This window comes from Pseudomonas sp. MAFF 730105 (assembly GCF_055380705.1).
Genome location: NZ_AP018438.1, coordinates 6,459,574 through 6,481,239 on the forward strand (window position 1 = coordinate 6,459,574; position 21,666 = coordinate 6,481,239).

The window sequence follows — 21,666 nt, forward strand, 5'->3', positions numbered from 1 at the left end:
GCGAATTATCCTCGGATCGCCCAGAACGCCAGGTTCAGCCCTGGGAACTGACCAGCGATGTGGAACGCAAAGCCGCCGGAGTTGCCCAGCTGTTTCCAGTGGTCGCTGCCCCGGTCGAGTTCGTAATAGGTGGAGCCGGCGTGATACGGAAGCTGACGTGGCGCCACCGGCAGCGGCAACAGGCCGATGCCCGGCAGTTGCAGGTTGACCAGGTCACGGATGTGCTCCACCGAACCAACCTTGCTCTGCTGGCCGAAGCGGCTGCGCAGGGTTTCGGCGGGAACGTCGGCGCGCACCACCAGGATGAAACTGGCGCTGTCGAGCAACGTCTTGTCGGCCAACATCGCCACGTGGATGCCATAGGCTTTTTCCACAATCGGAATCGGTGTGGCCTTGCTGTCGATCAACATCGACAAGGCCTCACGCAACGCCTGCATCACCGGCGTGAAGCTCAGCACCAGGTCATCATGCTGGTAGGGCGGGTATTCCTGCGGTCGTCGCCCGGAGGCGGTGAAGGTCGAGAACTCTCCGGCCAATGCCACCAGCTCGCTGTAGAACCGCTCGGGGTGCAACGGGCTCAACTGGCTCAGGTGCTGGACCAGCGGTTGGGCGCGGTTGACCAGTTGCAGCAGCATGAAGTCGGCGATCTCCGAAGCGCCACCGGCACCGGACGCCACGACCCGCCCGGCGAGGGCTTCGCCGCGTTGATGGAGCAGGCCCAGCAGTTCGCTGCGAAACGCCGCCAGGGGCTTGGAGGCGATCACATCCAGCAGCGGCGGGATGTAGGTGTCGTCGAGCACCAGGGCGCGGTCGGCGCGCTTCTCCTTGATGCGCACCACGCCGACGGCGGCGTAGTCGCCAATGCCGTCCTGGGCGGTCAACAAACGCAAGGCCCGGGAGCCCACGGCCACCGGCGCACGGTTTTCGAACGGTGCGTTGTCGTCGCGTACTTCACACACCTGGCTGACGTAACGCGCGGCCCCCAGCACTTCTCCTTCATCCACGGTGTCACGGGTACCGGCGCGCTTGAGCGGCAGGGCCAGGTACACCAGGCCGTCGCGCAGGCTGTCGTCGATGTTCAGCGGGGTCGGCGCCACGTCATCCTGGGGAATGTTGAAGGGCGTACCGTCCGGCAACAGGCCACGCGCCGAGATGATCGCCAACTTGCCCTGGGCCAGCAGGCCCTGGTCGATCAGCAATTCGGAAAAGCCCCAGGCGCCGGCCGACAAGGGCCGGCTGCGTGCGTCGATGAGGTTTTCCAGGTAACGGTCGTGCTGTTGGAAGTGCTGCGTTCCGATGAACATGCCTTCCGACCAGACCACGCGATTGTTCCAGGACATGGGGGCTCCGATTGCTTATTGGGCAGGGCTGGATGGGGGAACGACGACGTCGCTGCGCACGGCGCGTACATCGAGGCTGATCTGGTATTCGGTGTAGGCGCGCGGGGGCACATTCAACACCGTGCGCCACAGCGACTGATCCAGTTCGCGGTAGCCCACCAGGATGCCGATATAGCGGGTCGACGGGTCGAGGTCGCGTTGCAGGCTCAATTGCTGGTCGGGATGGATCAGCACTTCGTCCTGATCGATCAGATCGGCGCCCAGCGTCGCCTGGGCCCGTTCGGCCAGGGCGAAATAATCGGAACGGCCGAAGGTCGCCGCATTTTTCAATTCGAAAATCCGCACCCGCACCGGGGCCGGCTGGCCAGTGGCACCGGGGTTGAGACCGTTGATGGCGTGGAAGTGCAGCTCGACGGCGGCGGTATCGGCCTCAGCCTCTTCGGGCTGGGGTTTGGCCGCATCCTTGGCGCACGCCGTCAACAGAAGCGCGGTGGCAACTGCGAGTAAAAACCTGGGAATCATCCTGCGTCCTCAATGACGTTTGAGCTATCCGTTGTTTATCTTGTGAAGGATTATGGACAGCGACGCTCAACGGCGTCGCTGTCGGGTACTGTGTTCTTCGTAGGCACGACTGAATTCACGACCGAACAGGTCCTGGAAATCCTCCTGGGCTTCCCGGGAAATATTGCTGTAGAGCTCGGTAAATTGCTGCCAATACTGGGCCTGCCGCGAGCCGCTGAAAATCCCCGTCAGCCCGCCAGGCTTGCCCATGCGTTCTTCCAGTTGCGCCGGCTCGAAGCGCGCCAGCAAATGTTTGATCGCCGCTTCCACACCGGCCATTACCGCCAGTTGGTGCGCCCGCAGGTCATCGAAGCTGTCCCGCACGGCCGCGTCCGGTGCCATGAACGCCTGGTTGCCATGGCGCAACAGCAGCAACAGGGCTTCATCGACGTTGGGGGCGAATTTCAACGGGTTGTTTTCCACCGGCTGGATCATCGTCTGCTGGATGCGGAACTCGCCCTTGAGACTGCTGCGAGCGCGCAAGACGTCGATCAGGCCTTCGACCATCAACCGATAACTGCGCCCGATGCTTTCCATCTGCGCCTCGGCCTGGGTCTTGTCCAGGCGCAGCTGGTCCAGGCCGGCGCCGCGCAGGAAGGCTTGCAGCAGGTCGGGTTGGGCGGCGTCGACCGGAACGGTCGGCGTGACCGGCATGACTGGAGCGACCGGCGCGACTGGAGGTTCGACCCGAGCCACCGGTGGCTCGGGCAACGGCGCAGGTTCGGTCGGTATGCGGATATCCGCCAGATTGAACTCGGCGACACTCGTCTCAGGCGCGAAGATGTCCGGCAGCGGGATCGCAGGCTCGGGCATCTGGGGCACGGCTATCGAGACCGGCTCGACCACCGGCAATTGCGCGACCGGCGGCGGGGCAACGGACACCGGTGCCGGCTTGTCGCTGAACAGGTCCCAATCTTCCGGGATCACCGAGGCGGGACTCATTGCCACAGGCTCGACCACGGGCGGCGGGCTGGGACGAGGCATCGGCGTTGGTGGACGGAAATCATGCTGCTGGGCCGGCACATGATCGGGCTGGGTGGCCGGCGGCACGCTGGGCGGCGCAAGGAAATCGAACAGGTCCGGCATTGTGTCCATGGCAGAGACGCCCTGGAACTGCGCCGGCGGAACCATGGGGATCGGCGCGGGAGTATTCACTGGCGCGGCCGCCTGGCGGCCCATCAAGGCTTCGAAGCTGCTGGACGACTCGGCAAAGGGGTTGCTGTCGGTGGCCGGCAGACTGAAGTCGACCAGCGCCTGGATTTCATAATCACCGATGCGGATGATTTCGCCATCCTGCAGGGGTTCACTGTTGCCTTTGCGCAGGCGAACACCGGCCTTGACCAGCTCCACGCCATTGGTGCTGTTATCGGTTAAATAATATCGGCCGTCTTTGTATTGAATAACGCAATGTTTACCGGACACCAAACGTTCCGGGTCCGGCAATACCCAATCATTATCGGAACTACGGCCAATTGCCATCACTCCCTGATCCATGGACTTTTCAGAACACTGACCGGGGGTAATCTTGTGATAACTAGTGATAGTCAAACACAGCGGCATCTCGCCTCCTTGCCAAATACTTTTCACACGTCTGCGCGCGCGGGTGAGCTAGGGAACATTCGCCTGGTGACTCACCGGAAAACCTTGCAAACAACCGCGAAACGGCTTTTTGCCAGCATGATGGCTGATATTAACCGGCCTGCATGACAAAAAACCGCTCTCAGAACCTTCCTCGACCTGCCAGTCGCGCGGGTTGTTAAGCGCCTCACAACTGTAACAGAGTGGAAATAGCTTACCTTGACAAGCGATAAGTACTACACCAAAAATGCACAACTCCTTGAATATAAATGATGGCACTTTAAGATCATCACGCATCTAAGGGGCCATTACCGTTAAGGGAGATGCGAAGTTCCACCCGGAACTTGCATGTGAACTGCCCGACTTCATTGTTCCTCGGGCGATAGGGAGATCGATCCAAGTGGATGTGCCTTTGTTGCTCGCCGCCGTTTCCGCGAACTCGCCTTGTGGCGAAGACCTGGAATATGACGCGGATTTCCTGCGCCTGGAACGTGATTCCCAAGGTCAACCCGAGCGCAGCATGGGCGACTCGATATTGCCCGCCGAGCCCCCCGAGTGGCGCAGCATCCAGCAACAGAGCCTGGACCTGCTGCAACGCAGCAAAGACCTGCGCATCACCCATTTCCTGTTGCAGAGCTCCCTGGCCCTCGAAGGTCTTCCAGGCCTGGCCCGCGTCTTGACGCTGATCAGCGAATTACTCAAGCAATACTGGGCCGACCTGCACCCGCGCCTGGATGCCGATGACGACAACGATCCCACCGTGCGCATCAACGCCCTCGCCGGCCTGACGTCCGATGTCACCATCCGCCTGCTGCGCGAGAGCATCCTGGCCCGTTCGCGCGCCTTCGGCCCGGTCACCCTGCGCGCCGCCGCCAACGCCAGCGGCCTGCAAAGTTTCGCGGACGAAAGCCTCGGTGCCGAACAGCTGGCCGGCGCGTTGCGCGACAGCGACCCCGAACAGCTGGAAACCACCCGCGCGGCGCTGCTGGAAGCTCGCGCCGCTGCCGAAGCCATCGAGCAGGAGGTCAGCGATCAGGTCGGTTCCGCCCAAGGTGTGGACCTCGGCCCGCTGAAGCAGCCACTGAAGATGGCCTTGCAGATTCTCGGGCAGTTCGCGCCGCAGAGCGGCGACAGCACCCTCTCTGACGCCGTCGCCGACGACAGCGCCGCACCGAGCGAATACACCAGCGCGCCGAGCATGCCGCGCAATACCGGCACGAGCACGGTCAGCGGTGAAATCAACAACCGCGACGACGTGCTGCGCAGCCTGGACCGGATTCTCGCTTACTACACCCGTCACGAGCCCTCCAGCCCCCTGCCGGTGCTGTTGAATCGGGCCAAGAATCTGGTGCACGCCGACTTCGCGGCCATTGTGCGCAACCTGATTCCCGACGGCATGAGCCAATTTGAAAACCTGCGCGGCCCGGACAGCGAATAACAGCGAGCGGATCACGCAGTCACGTCACCGGCCCCACCGGATGACGCCAACACCGTCGCTCAAGCGACCAGGAGCAGCAACGTGGCGAAGCAAAGTTCTCAGAAATTCATCGCGCGCAACCGCGCGCCTCGAGTGCAGATCGAGTACGACGTCGAGCTCTACGGCGCCGAGAAAAAGGTCCAGTTGCCCTTCGTCATGGGGGTAATGGCTGACCTCGCCGGCAAGCCCGCCGAGCCTCTGGCACCCGTGGCCGACCGCAAGTTCCTTGAAATCGACGTCGACAATTTCGACTCGCGCCTCAAGGCCATGCAACCGCGCGTAGCGTTCCATGTACCCAACGAACTGACCGGCGAAGGCAACCTGAGCCTGGACCTGACCTTCGAGAGCATGGACGACTTCAGCCCGGCCGCCGTGGCTCGCAAGGTCGACTCGCTGAACAAGTTGCTCGAAGCACGCACTCAACTGGCCAACCTGCTGACCTACATGGACGGCAAGACTGGCGCCGAAGAAATCATCATGAAGGCGATCAAGGACCCAGCGCTGTTGCAGGCCCTGGCGAGCGCGCCGAAGCCAGCACAGGATCAATGATCATGACCGACAATACCGTCCGCGAAGGCGCACAGAACCTGGGCGCGACTGAAGAAACCAGCGAATTCGCGTCCCTGCTGCTGCAAGAATTCAAACCCAAGACCGAGCGCGCCCGCGAAGCGGTCGAGACCGCCGTGCGTACCCTGGCCGAACAGGCCCTGGCGCAGACCGACCTGGTGTCCAACGACGCCATCAAGTCGATCGAGTCGATCATCGCCGCCATCGACGCCAAGCTCACCGCCCAGGTCAACCAGGTGATCCATCACCCGGACTTCCAACAGCTGGAAAGCGCCTGGCGTGGCCTGCACTACCTGGTCAACAACACCGAGACCGATGAGCAACTGAAGATCCGTGTGCTCAACATCTCCAAGACCGACCTGCACAAGACCCTGAAGAAATTCAAGGGCACCGCGTGGGACCAGAGCCCGCTCTTCAAGAAGATGTACGAAGAAGAATACGGCCAGTTCGGCGGCGAGCCTTACGGCTGCCTGGTAGGCGACTACTACTTCGACCAGTCGCCACCGGACGTGGAACTGTTGGGCGAACTGTCGAAAGTCTGCGCAGCGATGCACGCACCGTTCATTTCCGCCGCTTCGCCAACCGTGATGGGCATGGGCTCCTGGCAGGAACTGTCGAACCCGCGCGACCTGACCAAGATCTTCACCACACCGGAATACGCTGGCTGGCGCTCCCTGCGTGAATCGGAAGACTCGCGCTACATCGGCCTGACCATGCCGCGTTTCCTGGCGCGCCTGCCGTACGGCGCCAAGACCGATCCGGTGGAAGCCTTCGCCTTCGAAGAAAACACCGACGGCGCCGACAGCTCGAAGTACACCTGGGCCAACGCCGCCTACGCGATGGCCGTGAACATCAACCGTTCGTTCAAACACTTCGGCTGGTGCTCGCGCATCCGCGGCGTGGAGTCCGGCGGTGAAGTGGAAAACCTGCCGGCCCACACGTTCCCGACCGATGACGGTGGCGTGGACATGAAGTGCCCGACCGAGATCGCCATTTCGGACCGCCGTGAAGCGGAACTGGCGAAGAACGGTTTCATGCCGCTGCTGCACAAGAAAAATACCGACTTCGCCGCGTTCATCGGCGCCCAGTCGCTGCAGAAACCGGCCGAATACGACGATCCGGACGCCACCGCCAACGCCAACCTGGCCGCACGCCTGCCGTACCTGTTCGCCACTTGCCGTTTCGCCCACTACCTGAAGTGCATCGTGCGCGACAAGATCGGTTCCTTCAAAGAGAAGGACGAGATGCAGCGCTGGTTGCAGGACTGGATCCTCAACTACGTCGACGGCGACCCGGCGCACTCCACCGAAACCACCAAGGCCCAGCACCCACTGGCGGCAGCCGAAGTGATCGTGGAAGAAGTCGAAGGCAACCCGGGGTATTACAACTCCAAGTTCTACCTGCGCCCGCACTACCAGCTCGAAGGGCTGACCGTGTCGCTGCGCCTGGTATCGAAACTGCCTTCGGCCAAGGGCGCGTAACAACCCCTTGATGTGATCGTTCCCACGCTCGGCGTGGGAATGCCGCCCGGGACGCTTCGCGTCCCTGGAACGCAGAGCGTCCCAAGATGCGTTGCCACGCAGAGCGTGGGAACGATCAACACAACACAACGTGGTTAGAAACCACACAGGGAGAAAACATGGCTGTTGATATTTTCATCAAGATCGGCGACATCAAGGGCGAGTCCATGGACAAGGCCCACAAGGACGAAATCGACGTCCTGAACTGGAGCTGGGGCATGTCCCAGTCCGGCAACATGCACATGGGCAGTGGCGGCGGCGCCGGCAAGGTGAACATCCAGGACCTGTCGTTGACCAAGTACGTCGACAAGGCTTCGCCGAACCTGATGATGCACTGCGCCAGCGGCAAACACATCGACAAGGTCAAGCTGACCGTGCGCAAGGCCGGCGGTGAAAGCCAGGTCGAGTACATGATCATCAACCTGGAAGAAGTGCTGATCACATCCCTGAGCACCGGCGGCTCGGGCAGCGATGATCGCCTGACCGAAAACGTCACCCTGAACTTCGCCAAGGTGCTGGTGGACTACCAGCCTCAGAAAGCCGACGGCAGCAAGGAAGGCGGTCCGGTCAAGTTCGGCTGGAACGTGCGTCAGAACGTCAAGGTGTAATCGAACACGCCCCCGGTGCCACGCGCCGGGGGTGTTTGGTGCTAGCTCTAATCCAATCCTTTGCAGCGCGGTGTCTGAGTCATGGCCAAGCCTTCGTTTATCAATTTGTGGAAAGCCTATTCCGACCTGTTGGTTGCCCATCCTGACGCAAAACCCTGTGACGGTCCCTGGGCAAACCAATGCGCCATACGCATGAGCCTGACGCTCAATGCGGAGAAAACCATCAAGGTCAACAAATCCACCTACACCAAAGACCCCCTGTGCAAGCATGAACACGCCAGGGGCGCCGAGTCATTGGCCAATTGGTTGTGGAAACATCATCTGGGCCGTCCAACTATTCTCAGTAACAGCCCCGAAGACCGAAAGACATTGATGGGCAAGACCGGCCTGATTTTCTTCAAGGACTGCTTCCAGCAATCCGGAGAGACTGCCGAAGGTCGTAGCGGCGACCATATCGATCTATGGAATCGTGGCCTGACCCAAACCAGCGACCTTTTCTATCGATCCAAGAAAGTCTGGTTCTGGGAGCTCACTTAATGAACAAGGCCCTGTTCGCCCTATGCCTGACGACTAGCCTGACCAGCCTGAGCGCATGCGCCGAGTATGCCGGGACGCCGACCACCCAGGCGGTTTTCGAGGGCCAGCCACTCAGCCTGGTGGACGATCAGGGTCAATGCACGCTGGTCAAACCCGACCAGAGTCGCATGAAGCTGGACATGGAATGGCCGTGCGGCTTCAGCTTGGATAAACAGCAGAAATTGCGCGTGGAAATGTTCAATAACATCCCGATTTTTGCGGTCTGGCGCAGTGAACACATGCCCGCCCCCAGCCGCGATTGTCTGAGCAAAATGCAGGCTATTCGTCAGCTGCCGGAAGGTTTCGAGGCGGGAACGGTCAGCCTGTATGCAGCTTGCGGCGCCGGCGGAGACCAGAAAATGTACGTGGCACCCTTTACGTGGTAACCGAAATCGCCACCCGCGATCGCCTCCAACCCTCCCTATTGGACCGGTTGACCGACGACGATCCGACCAACCCCAAGGAAAGCGCCGACAAACGCGTGCTGTCCCTGACCCAATTGAAGGCCTCGGTGCTGCGTGACCTGGCGTGGCTGCTCAACACCACCTCATTGCTCGACGCCGATGCCACGCTGCACACCCCGGCGGGTACCTCAGTGGTGAACTTCGGGCTGCCGGCGCTGGCCGGCAACAGCGCGTCGAACGTCGATCTTTCGGCGCTGGAAGCGCTGATCCACCAGGCCATCGCCACCTTCGAGCCGCGCATCCTGCGTCATACCCTGCGGGTGCGGGCCCGGTCGACGGCCGAGATGAACCACAACGCCTTGAGCTTCGAGATCGAAGGCGACCTCTGGGCGCAGCCGGTGCCGTTGCGCCTGATGCTGCAAACCGACCTGGACCTGGAAACCGGCCATGTGCGCGTGGTCAACGCCGATCAGCGGAGACGCTCATGAACCCGCGCCTGCTGGAGCTGTACAACCAGGAACTGCACCACGTGCGCGAAAGCGCGGCGGAGTTCGCCAAGGAATACCCCAAGATCGCCAGTCGGCTGACGTTGTCCGGCATGGACTGCGCCGACCCCTATGTCGAGCGGCTGCTGGAAGGTTTCGCCTACCTGACGGCGCGGGTCCAACTCAAGCTCGACGCCGAGTACCCGACCTTCACCCACAACCTGCTGGAAATCGCCTACCCCCATTATCTGGCGCCGACGCCGTCAATGACCGTGGTGCAGATGCAGGCCGACCCTGACGAAGGCTCCTTGAGCAGCGGCTTCGAGCTACCCCGGGACAGCGTCCTGCGCGCCGCCCTGGGGCGTGAAACCCAGACCTGCTGTGAATACCGCACGGCCCACTCGGTGACTTTGTGGCCCTTGCAGGTCAGCCAGGCCGAGTACTTCGGCAACCCGTCCACGGTGCTCGGACGCCTGGCCGCCAGTGAGCCGAAAGCCAAGGCCGGCCTGCGCCTGACCCTGCGCACCGGGGCCGAATTGCCGTTCAACAGCCTGGCTCTGGACAATCTGCCGCTGTACCTCAGTGGTGCCGACGAACAACCGTTCCGCCTTTACGAACAATTGCTGGGCAGCGCCTGCGCGGTGTTCGCCCGCCAACCCGGCGGCAATTGGGTCGAGCGACTGCCCCAGGATGCGTTGCGCTCGCGCGGCTTCGATGATGTCGACGCTGCGCTGCCGGTGGTGCCGCGAGCGTTCCAGGGCTATCGCCTGTTGCAGGAGTACTTCGCCCTGCCCCAGCGCTTCCTGTTCGTCGACTTCACCCAACTGAGCCGAGCGGTCAAGCGTTGCGACGGCCAGGAGCTGGAGTTGATCGTGCTGTTCGACCGCCACGACCCGAGCCTGGAAGGCAGCGTCGGCGCGGCGCAGTTCCTGCCGTTCTGCACCCCGGCCATCAATCTGTTCCCCAAGCGCCTGGACCGCATCCACCTGTCGGACCGGGTCAACGAGCACCATGTGATCGCCGACCGCACCCGGCCGATGGATTTCGAAGTGCATTCGCTGACCGGCCTCACGGGCCACGGCACCGGGCCGGAGCAACCGTTCCTGCCGTTCTATGCCGTGCGCGACCCGTCCCGTTATGGCCGCGACCAAGCCTATTACACGGTGCGCCGTGAACCCCGGGTGTTGTCCAGCGATCAGCGACGCAACGGCCCGCGCTCGACCTACATCGGTAGCGAAACCTTTGTCAGCCTGGTGGACAGCCAGCAAGCGCCCTACCGCCATGACCTGCGCCAACTGGGCGTGACGGCGCTGTGCACCAACCGCGACCTGCCGTTGTTCATGAGCGTGGGCAGCGGCAAGACCGACTTCACCCTGGCCGACAGTGCGCCGGTCGGCGCCGTGCGTTGCGTTGCCGGGCCGAGTCGGCCACGGGCCAGCCATGCCCACGACGCCAAGGCCTGGCGGCTGATCAGCCAGTTGTCGCTGAACTACCTGTCCCTCAGTGAACAAGGCCAGGGCGCCGCCGCCCTGCGTGAACTGCTGCGCCTGTACGGCGACAGCAACGATGCGGCGCTGCAATTACAGATCGAAGGCCTGCGGGAAGTCAGCAGCAAAGCCTGCACCCGACGCCTGCCGATGCCCGGCCCGATCGTGTTCGGTCGGGGCCTGGAGATCACCCTGGAATTCGATGAAAACGCGTTCCGCGGCACCGGGGTGTTTCTCCTCGGCGCCGTGTTCGAACGCTTCCTGGCACGCTACGTGTCGATCAACAGTTTTACCGAGACGGTGATCCGTACCACCGAACGCGGCGAGATCATGCGATGGAAAGCCAAGCCCGGACGTCGTCCGACCCTGTGAGTACCCTGGACGCGATGCACCAGGAACCCTGGGAATACGACTTCTTCCAGGCGTTGCGGCGCATCGAGTGCGAAACCCCCGAACTGCCGCGCCTGGGCCATTCTTTGCGCCTGGCCGATGACCCGCTGCGCCTCGGGCAACAGGCCGACTGCACCTTTGCCCCGGCCACCCTCGCCTCGGTGCAACCGGGTGTCGACGGTGCGCCGGCGCGGCTGGAGCAGTTCTTCTTCGGCCTCGGCGGCCCCAACGGCCCGATGCCGTTGCACATGACCGAGTACGTGCGCGAGCGTCAGCGCAACAACGCCGACAGCACCAGCAAACGCTTTCTCGATGTGTTCCACCATCGCCTGCTCAGCCTGTTCTATCGGGCCTGGGCCGAAGCGCGGCCAACGGTCAGCCATGACCGCCCGGACGACGACTACTGGTCGGCGCGCCTGGCGGCGCTCAGCGGCCGGGGCATGCCGAGCCTGCTCAAGCAAGGGCTGATCCCTGATACGGCAAAACTGCATTACAGCGGTCACCTGGCGGCACAAACCCGCTACCCGGACGGTTTGAAAGCCATCCTCAGCGAATATTTCGGCCTGCCGGTGGAGATCGAGGAATACGTCGGCCAATGGCTGGAATTGCCCGAACGCAGCCGCGTCGGCGTCAGCGCCCATCAGCTGGGTGTGGACTTCTGCCTGGGCCGCTACGTGTGGGACCGCCAGCACAAGTTCCGCATTCGCCTCGGGCCGCTCAAGTTCGTCGACTACATGGGCATGCTGCCCGGTGGTGAGCCGTTCAATGAGCTGGTGGCCTGGGTCGCCGAGTACCTGGGCCATGAACTGGACTGGGACCTGAACCTGGTCCTGGAACAGCCCGAGGTGCCGGCGCTACAACTCAACGGCCGTTTCCGCCTGGGGTTCAACACCTGGCTGGGACAGCCCGAAAAAGATGCCAACGATCTAATACTGGCCCGGCATTACGCCGAACAGGCCAACACCTCACAGACCTCAAGGAGCCATGAGCATGGGTGAAATCAGTCGCGCCGCGTTGTTCGGCAAACTCAACAGTGTGGCCTACAAAGCCATCGAAGCCGCCACCGTGTTCTGCAAATTGCGCGGTAACCCCTATGTGGAACTGGCCCACTGGTTTCACCAGTTGCTGCAACTGCAGGACTCGGACCTGCACCGCATCATCCGCCAGTTCAACGTCGAGCCGGCGCGCCTGGCCCGGGACCTGACCGACGCGTTGGACCGCCTGCCACGGGGCTCGACCTCGATCACCGATTTGTCTTCCCACGTCGAAGAAGCCGTGGAACGCGGCTGGGTCTACGGCAGCCTGATGTTCGGCGAAAGCCAGGTGCGCACCGGTTACCTGGTGCTGGGCATCCTCAAGACCCCAAGCCTGCGCCATGCCCTGCTGGGGCTGTCGTCGGAGTTCGACAAAGTCAAGGCCGAGGCCCTGAGCGAGCGCTTTGACGAATACGTCGGCGACTCCCCGGAAAACGCCCTGACCGCCAGCGATGGCTTCAACGCAGGCAGTGTGCCGGGCGAAGCCAGCGGCGCCATGGCCCCCAGCGCCATGGGCAAGCAGGAAGCCCTCAAGCGCTTTACCGTCGACCTCACCGAACAGGCCCGCAGTGGCAAGCTCGACCCGATCGTCGGCCGTGATGAAGAGATCCGCCAACTGGTGGACATCCTCATGCGCCGCCGGCAGAACAACCCGATCCTCACCGGTGAAGCCGGCGTGGGCAAGACCGCCGTGGTCGAGGGCTTTGCCCTGCGCATCGTTGCCGGTGACGTGCCGCCGTCCCTCAAGGACGTGGAGCTGCGCAGCCTCGACGTCGGCCTGTTGCAGGCCGGCGCGAGCATGAAAGGCGAATTCGAACAGCGTCTGCGCCAGGTCATCGAAGACGTCCAGGCCTCACCGAAGCCGATCATCCTGTTCATCGACGAAGCCCACACCCTGGTGGGTGCCGGTGGCGCCGCCGGTACCGGTGACGCGGCCAACCTGCTCAAGCCAGCCCTGGCCCGCGGAACCCTGCGCACCGTGGCCGCCACGACCTGGGCCGAATACAAGAAGCACATCGAGAAAGACCCGGCCCTGACCCGGCGCTTCCAGGTGGTGCAAGTGGCCGAGCCGTCGGAAGACAAAGCCCTGCTGATGATGCGCGGCGTGGCCTCGACCATGGAACAGCACCATCAGGTGCAGATCCTCGACGAAGCCCTGGAGGCCTCGGTCAAGCTGTCCCACCGCTACATCCCCGCGCGCCAGTTGCCGGACAAATCCGTGAGCCTGCTGGACACCGCCTGTGCTCGCGTCGCCATCAGCCTGCACGCCGTGCCGGCCGAGGTGGACGACAGCCGTCGGCGCATCGAAGCGCTGGAAACCGAACTGCAGATCATTGCTCGTGAGCACGCGATTGGCGTGGTCATCGGCACACGCCAGACCCAGACCGAAAGCCTGCTGAGCGCCGAACGCGAGCGCCTCGCCGAGCTGGAAAGCCGCTGGGCCGAGGAGAAGACCCTGGTGGACGAACTGCTCGCCACCCGCGCCACCCTGCGCGAACGCGTCGGTGTGGTGGACAGCGAGGATGCCAGCGAAGCTTCCGACAACGAAAGCCACGCCCTGCGCGAAAAACTGGTGGACCTGCAACAGCGCCTGACCGCCCTGCAAGGCGAAACCCCGCTGATCCTGCCGACCGTGGATTACCAGGCCGTGGCCTCGGTGGTCGCCGACTGGACCGGTATCCCCGTGGGCCGCATGGCCCGCAACGAACTGGAAACCGTGCTCAACCTCGACCAGCACTTGAAAAAACGCATCATCGGCCAGGACCATGCCCTGCAGATGATCGCCAAGCGCATCCAGACCTCCCGCGCCGGCCTCGATAACCCGAGCAAGCCCATCGGCGTGTTCATGCTCGCCGGCACCTCCGGCGTGGGCAAGACCGAAACCGCCCTGGCCCTGGCCGAAGCCATGTACGGCGGCGAGCAGAACGTCATCACCATCAACATGAGCGAGTTCCAGGAAGCCCACACCGTGTCCACCCTCAAGGGCGCGCCACCGGGCTACATCGGCTACGGCGAAGGCGGCGTGCTGACCGAAGCCGTGCGGCGCAAACCGTACAGCGTGGTGTTGCTGGACGAGGTGGAGAAAGCCCACCCGGACGTGCACGAGATCTTCTTCCAGGTGTTCGACAAAGGCGTGATGGAGGACGGCGAAGGTCGGGTGATCGACTTCAAGAACACCCTGATCCTGCTGACCACCAACGCCGGCACCGAGCTGATCGCCGAGGTGTGCAAGAACCCGCAGGACGTGCCCGAGCCGGAGGAAATCGCCAAGGCCCTGCGCCAACCGCTGCTGGAGATTTTCCCGCCGGCCCTGCTCGGCCGCCTGGTGACGATCCCGTACTACCCGCTCAGCGACGAGATGCTCAAGGCCATCACCCGCCTGCAACTCAACCGCATCAAGAAGCGCGTGGAGAGCACCCACAAAGTCGCTTTCGACTACGACGACGCGGTGATCGACCTGATCGTCTCGCGCTGCACCGAAACCGAAAGCGGCGGCCGCATGATCGACACCATCCTGACCAACAGCCTGCTGCCGGACATGAGCCGCGAATTCCTGACCCGCATGCTCGAAGGCAAGGCCATGGCCGGCGTGCGGATCAGCGCGGTGGACAACGAATTGCAGTACGATTTCAGCGACGCGGCCTGACCTGACAGGAACACAGAAAACCCTGTGGGAGCGAGCCTGCTCGCGATAGCGGAATTACATTCAACCTCGCGTTGACTGACCCACCGCCATCGCGAGCAGGCTCGCTCCCACAGTGGGTTGCGCTCCTTCAGCCAACACAACTTGCACGGGACACTCGATGTTATTCAACCAAGCCTCACGCCTGGCCAAAATCACCAGCCCCCTGGGGCCCGAGGTGCTGCTGCTCAAGGACATGGGCGGCGGCGAAGAGCTGGGAAGGCTGTTCAACTATGAGTTGCAGCTGCACTCACTGGACAACGCCATCGATCTCAATCAGGTGCTCGGCAAACCCATGTGCGTGAGCATGCAACTGGACGGCGGTGGCGAGCGGCATTTCCACGGCATCGTGGCCCGCTTCAGCCAGAACGTCGACCAAGGCCAGTTCGCCAGTTACCAGGCCACGCTGCGGCCCTGGCTGTGGCTGCTGACGCGCACCTCCGATTGCCGGATTTTCCAGAACCTGACCATCCCGCAGATCATCAAGCAGGTGTTCCGCGACCTGGGTTTCTCCGATTTCGAAGACGCCTTGAGCCGGCCCTATCGCGAGTGGGAATACTGCGTGCAGTACCGCGAGACCAGCTTCGACTTCGTCAGCCGCCTGATGGAGCAGGAAGGGATCTACTACTTCTTCCGCCATGAGCAGGGCCGTCATGTACTGGTGCTGGCCGATGCCTACGGTGCGCACACCAGCGCGCCCGGCTACGCGTCGGTGCCCTACTACCCGAAGAATGAGCAGCAACGCGAGCGCGACCACATTCACGACTGGCACCTGGCCCAGGAAGTGCAGCCCGGCTCGCTGGAACTCAACGACTATGACTTCCAGCGCCCCAGTGCGCGCATCGACGTGCGTTCGGCGATGCCCCGGCCCCATGCCGCCGGTGACTATCCGCTGTACGACTACCCCGGCACCTACGTGCAGAGCGAAGACGGCGAACACTATGCCCGCACCCGCATCGAAGCCTTGCAGACCCTGCACGAACAGGTCGAGCTGGCCGGTAACGCGCGGGGCCTGGGCTCGGGTCATCTGTTCAGCCTGACCGGCTTCACCCGCCAGGACCAGAACCGCGAATACCTGATCGTCGGGGCTCGCTACTACCTGTCCCAGGAAAGCGGCGAAACCAGCGGCGGCGCACCGTCGGCACAGTTCGAAAGCAGCCTGACCTGCATCGACGCGCAGCAGAGCTATCGCCCGCTGCCCCACACCCATCGACCCATCGTCAAAGGGCCGCAGACCGCCCTGGTGGTCGGCCCCAAGGGCGAGGAAATCTGGACCGATCAGTTCGGCCGGGTGAAGGTGCACTTCTACTGGGACCGACACGACCAGTCCAACGAAAACAGCTCGTGCTGGATCCGCGTGTCGCAATCCTGGGCCGGCAAGAACTGGGGCTCGATGCAGATTCCGCGCATCGGCCAGGAAGTCATCGTCAGCTTCCTCGAAGGCGACCCGGACCGGCCGATCATCACCGGCCGCGTCTACAACGCCGAGCAGACGGTGCCTTACGACTTGCCCGACAACGCCACCCAGAGCGGCATGAAGAGCCGCTCGAGCAAGGGCGGCACGCCGGCGAATTTCAATGAAATTCGCATGGAGGACAAGAAAGGCGCCGAGCAGTTGTACATCCATGCCGAGCGCAACCAGGACATTGTGGTCGAGGTGGATGAAAGCCATTCGGTGGGTCACGACCGCAACAAGAGCATCGGCCATGACGAGACAGTGACCATCGGCAACAACCGCCTGCGCATCGTCAAACAGGAAGACATTCTGTCGGTGGGCCTGCGCAAGACCGACAGCATCAGCCAGAGCTACGTCATCGAAGTGGGCGAAAACCTGCGGCTGGTGTGCGGTGAAAGCATCCTGGAGCTCAATGCCAGCGGCCAGATCAACCTGACCGGCGTGCAGATCAGCTTCTATGCCAAGGGCGATGCCGAGTTCAACACCGGTGGCGTCCTGCACCTGAACAATGGCGGCGGCCCGGGTGCCACCCCTGACGGCCAGGGCGTCAAGGCCAGCATCGACGCCAACGTCAAAGCCGCGTTCCCCAAGGGTTAATCCAGAGATTCAGGCGCCATGACTTACCGCATCAACGAATTCCAGCTCCAATTGCCGCCCAGCGAGTTGCTGGACGCGACGATCAACATCCTCAAGTTCCCCGAACTGGGCACGTCCTTGATCGTCAGTCGCAGCTTGCTGGCCGACGGCGAAACCCTGCAAAGCAACCTCGACGATCAGCTCAAGCGCCTGGAAAAACAGGTACAGGAACTGCGCTGCCAACCGGGCGCCACGGTACGCCTGGGCGCCAACCAGGAAGTCGAAGGCATCGAGCTGCGCAGCCAGTTCAGCAAGGGCAACGAAAAAGTCTTCCAGTACCAGTTGGCCCTGGTGCTGCCCGGTACTCGCAAGATGTTTGCCCTGAGCTACGTCAAGCCCGAGCCACTCGGCGCTGCCGAAGCCGCGCATTGGGCAACGATCAAGGCTTCGCTAGTGTTCGACGGGCCGGTCTGATGAGCGACGTGCATGTCTGACGCGCTCTGGGCTGCACGGCTGGGCGACGCGCTGGATCACACCTCGATGATGGCCGACATCCTCGGCGGGGTGCTGGAGGTGGCGGCCAACATCGCGATCACGGCCGTCGCCACCGCTGCCGTGGTCGCGGTCACCGGCATCACGGTCGCGACCGGCGGCCTCGGTTGCTTCCTGCTCGGCGCCGTGGTCGGTGCGGTCGTCGGCCTCGCCATGAGCAAGACCGGCGCCGACAAGGGCCTGAGCAATATTTGCGAGGGCATCGGCAACGCCCTCTTTCCGCCCACGGTGCAGGCGAACATCCTCACCGGTTCCACCGACACCCTGACCAACAACATTCCCGCCGCCCGCGCCGCCGGGGCCATCGAGTCCCATGTCGCACCGGCCGGCACCGAGCTCGAAGCGCCCGAGCCCAGCTACCTGGACATGGCCGAGAGTTTCTTCTCGCAGATGTGGCGGCCCACCGTCGCCACACCCGCCCCCGGTGCCGTGCCCAAGCCGCTGGACATGATCACCTGCCTGAAGCATCCGCCGATGCCGCCGCAGTTTCTGGCTGAAGGTTCGGATAAGGTCACCATCAACGGCCAGCCCGCCGTGCGCAGCGGCGACCGCAGCACCTGCGAAGCCAAGGTGGTCTCGTCCGGGCTGATTTCCCCCGACGTGACCATTGGCGGCGGCACCGTGGTGGTACGCGAGATTCGCAGCGGCAAGACGCCGGGCGTGGGGCTGGCGGTCACCGCGTTGCTGATGCTCAAGGGCGGCAAGGGCAAGTTCCTGAGCAACCTGCCGTGCATGTTGATAGGCGGCGCGGCCTCGATGGCGGTCAGCAGCGCGATGGGCGCGGCGGCCAACGCGGCCATGGGCTCATCGAACCCGGTGCATGCGGCGACCGGCGCCAAAGTGTTGGGGGATGTCGAGGAACTGGACTTCGTCTTGCCGGGCATCCTGCCCATCGACTGGCAGCGTTTCTACAACAGCCGCGACGAACGCCGTGACGGCCTGTTCGGTGCCGGCTGGAGCGTCGCCTACGAAATACGCGTAGAGGTCCTGCCCCATCCCGAGGGCGGCGAAACCCTGATCTATACCGACGAACAGGGCCGGCGCATCGACATGGGTTCGATCCCCTTGGGCGGCGCGGTGTTCAGCGCCGGCGAAGGCCTCAGCGTGCGGCGGCACGCCAACGGTGAACTGCTGATCGAAAGCGCGGACGGGTTGTACCGGTTGTTCAAGCCCACATCGGCGAACGCCACGCTGCTGCGCCTGGAGCAGCTCGGTGATCGCAACGACAACCGTATACACCTCGACTACGACGAAACCGGGCGCCTGGTGCGGCTGCGCGACACCTTCGATCAGGTGCAGGTCGAACTGGCCTACGACGAGCACCAGCCACGACGGGTCAGCCGGATCGACCGCCTTTACCCCGACCAGCGCCGCGAAGTACTGATGCACTACGGCTACGACGCCCAGGGGGACCTGGCGCAGGTGCGCCAGTCCAACAGCCAGGTCAAACGCCGTTATGCCTACGACTTCGGGCGGCGGATGGTGGAGCATCAGTTGCCCACGGGGCTGCGGTGCTTCTACGAATGGGCCTTGGTCGAAGACCGGGAATGGCGTGTGGTCCGCCATTGGACCGACGCCGGCGATACCTACACATTCGACTATGACCTGGCCGGCGGCATCACCCGCATCACCGACGGCTTGAATCGCGTCAGCACCCGGCGCTGGGATGCGCGCTACCAGATCACCGAAGCCACCGATGCACTGAATCGCACCTGGGCATTCGAATGGAACGACGAAAGCCAGTTGCTGGGAGCGACCGACCCCAACGGTGGGCAGCATCAGTTCAGCTATGACGAAGCCGGCAATCTCTGCCAAACCCTCGACCCGCTCGGCCGCAGCGAATCGACGCTGTGGCTCGAACACTGGGCCCTGCCTCTGGCCGAAACCGATGCCGCGGGCAATACCTGGCAGTACCGCTATGACGCACGTGGCAATCGCATTCGCGAAACCGACCCGCTGGGCCACGTCACCCGCTATCGCCACGACGCCCACGGCCAAGTGGTGGAGGTCATCGATGCCAGCGGCAAAAGCAAGACCATGCGCTGGACGGCCCTCGGCCAACTCAGCGAACACACCGACTGCTCCGGCTACACCACCCGGTTGAACTACGACGAGCGCGGTCTGTTGCTCAGCAGCAGCGATGCGCTGGGGGAACGCACGCGCTTCAGCTACGACGACCAGGGCCGGTTGCTGAGCAAGCAGTTGCCGGACGGTCGCATCGAACACTATCAACGCGATGCCAGCGGCCAGTTGATCGGCTACAGCGATCCCGCCGGCCACACCACGTCTTTCCAACACACGCCGAGCGGTCAACTGCGCCTGCGCACCGATGCCCATGGCCGACGGGTGGAGTTGAGCTACGACAGTTATGGGCGGCTGCTGGCCCTGACCAACGAGAACGGCGAAAGCTATCGGTTTGCCTGGGATGCGGGCGACCGCTTGAGCGCCCAGCACAGTCTGGATGGCAGCCTCAAGCGCTACGCCTACGATGCGCTGGACAACGTCACTCGCGTGCAGGCCTTCGCCGTTCCCGGCAGCACCGACCTGGACCTCTCGCCGCAAGCGCCCGTCATCCATGAGCTGGAACGCGATGCCATGGGTCGGTTGGTCGCCAAGGTCACCGCCGATGGGCGAACCGAATACCGCTATGACGCCCTCGATCAGGTCAAGACCATCACCTTCACCGGCCTGGCCGGCGAACAGCAAAGCATCGGCTTCAGCTACGACGCGCTTGGTCAACTGATCACCGAACAAGGGTGGGCCGGTCGCCTTACGCATCGCTATGACGAACTGGGCAACCTTACACAGACTCAGCTCCCCGATGGTCGCTGGCTGAACCGCCTGCACTACGGCAGCGGTCATTTGCACCAGATCAACCTCGATGGCCAGGTCATCAGTGACTTCGAGCGCGACCGCCTGCACCGCGAGGTGCTGCGCACCCAGGGCAGTCTCAGCACCCGTAGCGAATACGACCGCAGCGGCCGCCTGCGGGCCCGTCAGCGACGGCAACGGGAGCAGTCGACACTGCTGCCGCCAGCGGCGCAGTCGTTGTTTGCCTACGACGGCAGCGATCAGCTGGTGGAGCGCTTCGACAATCAGCCCGAAGCGCCCCATCGTCAACTGCTGCACTACGACGCCACCAGCCGCATCCTCGCCAGCCAGGACAATCTCAAGGGTCAGCGTGAAGGTTTCGCCTACGACCCGGCCGCCAACCTGCTCGACGGACTGGCGGGCTCCGGCCACGTCACCCATAACCGCTTGCTGACCTATCAGGACAAGCGCTACCGCTACGACGGCTTTGGCCGCATGGTGGAAAAACGCAGCAGCCGACGCGGTGTCCAGCGCTTCAAGTACGACGCCGAACAGCGTTTGGTGGAGGTGCACAACGACAACGGCTCGGTCGTGAAGATGACCTACGACCCGTTGGGCCGCCGCATCGAAAAAACCGAGTACGATCGCCATGCTACCCCGCTTGGTCGTACGCGCTTTACTTGGGATGCGCTGCAACTGTTGCAGGAACACCGCGACAGCCAGACCAGCCTCTACATCTATGCCGACGACGGCCACGAGCCTTTGGCACGGGTCGATGGCCTTGGTGAGCAGCAAAAGGTCCGTTACTACCACAACGACTTCAACGGCCAGCCCGAACAACTTTCGGAAAGCGACGGCCATACGCTCTGGCGCGCCCATTACCAAGTGTGGGGCAACACCGCCGAAGAGCTGCGCGAACCGTATTACATCGAAGAGCAGAACCTGCGGTTCCAGGGCCAGTACCTGGACCGCGAAACCGGGCTGCACTACAACACCCTGCGCTTCTACGACCCGGACATAGGCCGTTTCACCACGCCGGACCCCATCGGCCTTGCCGGGGGGCTGAACCTCTACCAGTACGCACCGAACCCGGTGAGCTGGATCGACCCTCTGGGGCTGATGAAATGCACCACCCCGCCGAAGGGGCGCAAGGTCAATCGGACGGTTTATCGGTTCGAAGAACCCGGGCGGATCAGCACCACCTGGACCGCCCACAAGTGGAACGTTGCCGCCCGGCACCGTTATACCGCGCCGGGGCTTGGCGGCGTCTATGGCGCCAACTCGCGCAAGACCGCCATGGGCGAGGTCAATCACTGGGGCGTGGACCTGTCCACGCGGGTGCTGGTGAGCAAAAAGGTGCAGCTCAACAACGTCCTCGATCTGACCCGGGCCGATGTGCGCAAACAACTGGGCGTGTCCCTTAAAAGCATCACCGGCAACAAATACACCCAGACCCACCAGATTGGCGCCTGGGCCAAGGCCAACGGTTATGATGGGATCCTGGCGCCGTCGGCGCGAAACCCGACCGGCAGCAACTTGATCTCCTTTGCAGGTTTTTGAC

At 63.2% G+C, this 21,666-nt stretch carries 16 protein-coding genes; 13 read left to right on the plus strand and 3 right to left on the minus strand.

The genetic code is table 11. From position 1 onward, the window contains the following. Positions 1-5: 5 nt before the first annotated feature. The 3 genes from tssK to tagH form a co-directional block, all read right to left on the minus strand. Entirely contained in the window at positions 6-1,340 is a 1,335-nt protein-coding gene (gene tssK / locus PCOSP_RS28555) for a type VI secretion system baseplate subunit TssK (RefSeq protein ID WP_464709968.1), read from the minus strand. Between the two features lie 15 nt (positions 1,341-1,355). Beyond that, entirely contained in the window at positions 1,356-1,862 is a 507-nt protein-coding gene (gene tssJ, locus PCOSP_RS28560) for a type VI secretion system lipoprotein TssJ (RefSeq protein ID WP_139641214.1), read from the minus strand. A 66-nt stretch (positions 1,863-1,928) separates the two neighbouring features. Further along, complete coding sequence (gene tagH / locus PCOSP_RS28565; RefSeq protein ID WP_464709969.1) at positions 1,929-3,461, minus strand: type VI secretion system-associated FHA domain protein TagH; 1,533 nt, start codon at positions 3,459-3,461, stop codon at positions 1,929-1,931. A 418-nt stretch (positions 3,462-3,879) separates the two neighbouring features. Between tagH and tssA the strand changes: the two genes are divergently transcribed. The 13 genes from tssA to PCOSP_RS28630 all read left to right on the plus strand — a co-directional run bounded on the left by tssA (position 3,880) and on the right by PCOSP_RS28630 (position 21,665). Beyond that, complete coding sequence (gene tssA / locus PCOSP_RS28570; RefSeq protein WP_139641218.1) at positions 3,880-4,917, plus strand: type VI secretion system protein TssA; 1,038 nt, start codon at positions 3,880-3,882, stop codon at positions 4,915-4,917. 81 nt (positions 4,918-4,998) lie between these two features. Next, the gene (gene tssB / locus PCOSP_RS28575) at positions 4,999-5,505 is read left to right on the plus strand and encodes a type VI secretion system contractile sheath small subunit (RefSeq protein WP_003177230.1); all 507 of its coding nucleotides are present in this window, start codon (positions 4,999-5,001) and stop codon (positions 5,503-5,505) included. Positions 5,506-5,507: 2 nt separating this feature from the next. Continuing rightward, on the plus strand, positions 5,508-7,004 hold the full coding sequence (tssC, locus tag PCOSP_RS28580; protein ID WP_024776801.1) for a type VI secretion system contractile sheath large subunit: 1,497 nt from the start codon (positions 5,508-5,510) through the stop codon (positions 7,002-7,004). Positions 7,005-7,162: 158 nt separating this feature from the next. Beyond that, on the plus strand, positions 7,163-7,651 hold the full coding sequence (locus tag PCOSP_RS28585) for an Hcp family type VI secretion system effector (protein ID WP_047698356.1): 489 nt from the start codon (positions 7,163-7,165) through the stop codon (positions 7,649-7,651). 81 nt (positions 7,652-7,732) lie between these two features. Continuing rightward, the gene (locus tag PCOSP_RS28590; protein ID WP_024776799.1) at positions 7,733-8,188 is read left to right on the plus strand and encodes a T6SS effector amidase Tae4 family protein; all 456 of its coding nucleotides are present in this window, start codon (positions 7,733-7,735) and stop codon (positions 8,186-8,188) included. Then, positions 8,188-8,613 carry a hypothetical protein gene (locus PCOSP_RS28595; protein WP_464709971.1) on the plus strand — a complete coding sequence of 142 codons (426 nt, stop codon included), beginning with the start codon at positions 8,188-8,190 and terminating at the stop codon, positions 8,611-8,613. Before PCOSP_RS28590 ends, PCOSP_RS28595 begins: the two co-directional genes overlap by 1 nt. Then, entirely contained in the window at positions 8,607-9,119 is a 513-nt protein-coding gene (tssE, locus tag PCOSP_RS28600) for a type VI secretion system baseplate subunit TssE (RefSeq protein ID WP_139641220.1), read from the plus strand. Before PCOSP_RS28595 ends, tssE begins: the two co-directional genes overlap by 7 nt. Then, complete coding sequence (gene tssF, locus PCOSP_RS28605) at positions 9,116-10,975, plus strand: type VI secretion system baseplate subunit TssF (protein ID WP_139641222.1); 1,860 nt, start codon at positions 9,116-9,118, stop codon at positions 10,973-10,975. The genes tssE and tssF overlap by 4 nt, the downstream gene beginning before the upstream one ends. Continuing rightward, positions 10,939-11,991 carry a type VI secretion system baseplate subunit TssG gene (tssG, locus tag PCOSP_RS28610; RefSeq protein WP_175364125.1) on the plus strand — a complete coding sequence of 351 codons (1,053 nt, stop codon included), beginning with the start codon at positions 10,939-10,941 and terminating at the stop codon, positions 11,989-11,991. The genes tssF and tssG overlap by 37 nt, the downstream gene beginning before the upstream one ends. Further along, on the plus strand, positions 11,984-14,674 hold the full coding sequence (gene tssH, locus PCOSP_RS28615; protein ID WP_055136873.1) for a type VI secretion system ATPase TssH: 2,691 nt from the start codon (positions 11,984-11,986) through the stop codon (positions 14,672-14,674). Before tssG ends, tssH begins: the two co-directional genes overlap by 8 nt. A gap of 157 nt (positions 14,675-14,831) precedes the next feature. Then, on the plus strand, positions 14,832-16,763 hold the full coding sequence (locus tag PCOSP_RS28620) for a type VI secretion system Vgr family protein (RefSeq protein ID WP_024776793.1): 1,932 nt from the start codon (positions 14,832-14,834) through the stop codon (positions 16,761-16,763). A gap of 18 nt (positions 16,764-16,781) precedes the next feature. Further along, positions 16,782-17,216, plus strand: coding sequence for a DcrB-related protein (locus tag PCOSP_RS28625; protein WP_175386915.1), 435 nt, complete (start codon positions 16,782-16,784; stop codon positions 17,214-17,216). Positions 17,217-17,228: 12 nt separating this feature from the next. After that, complete coding sequence (locus PCOSP_RS28630) at positions 17,229-21,665, plus strand: RHS repeat-associated core domain-containing protein (protein WP_464709974.1); 4,437 nt, start codon at positions 17,229-17,231, stop codon at positions 21,663-21,665. Position 21,666 lies beyond the last annotated feature (1 nt).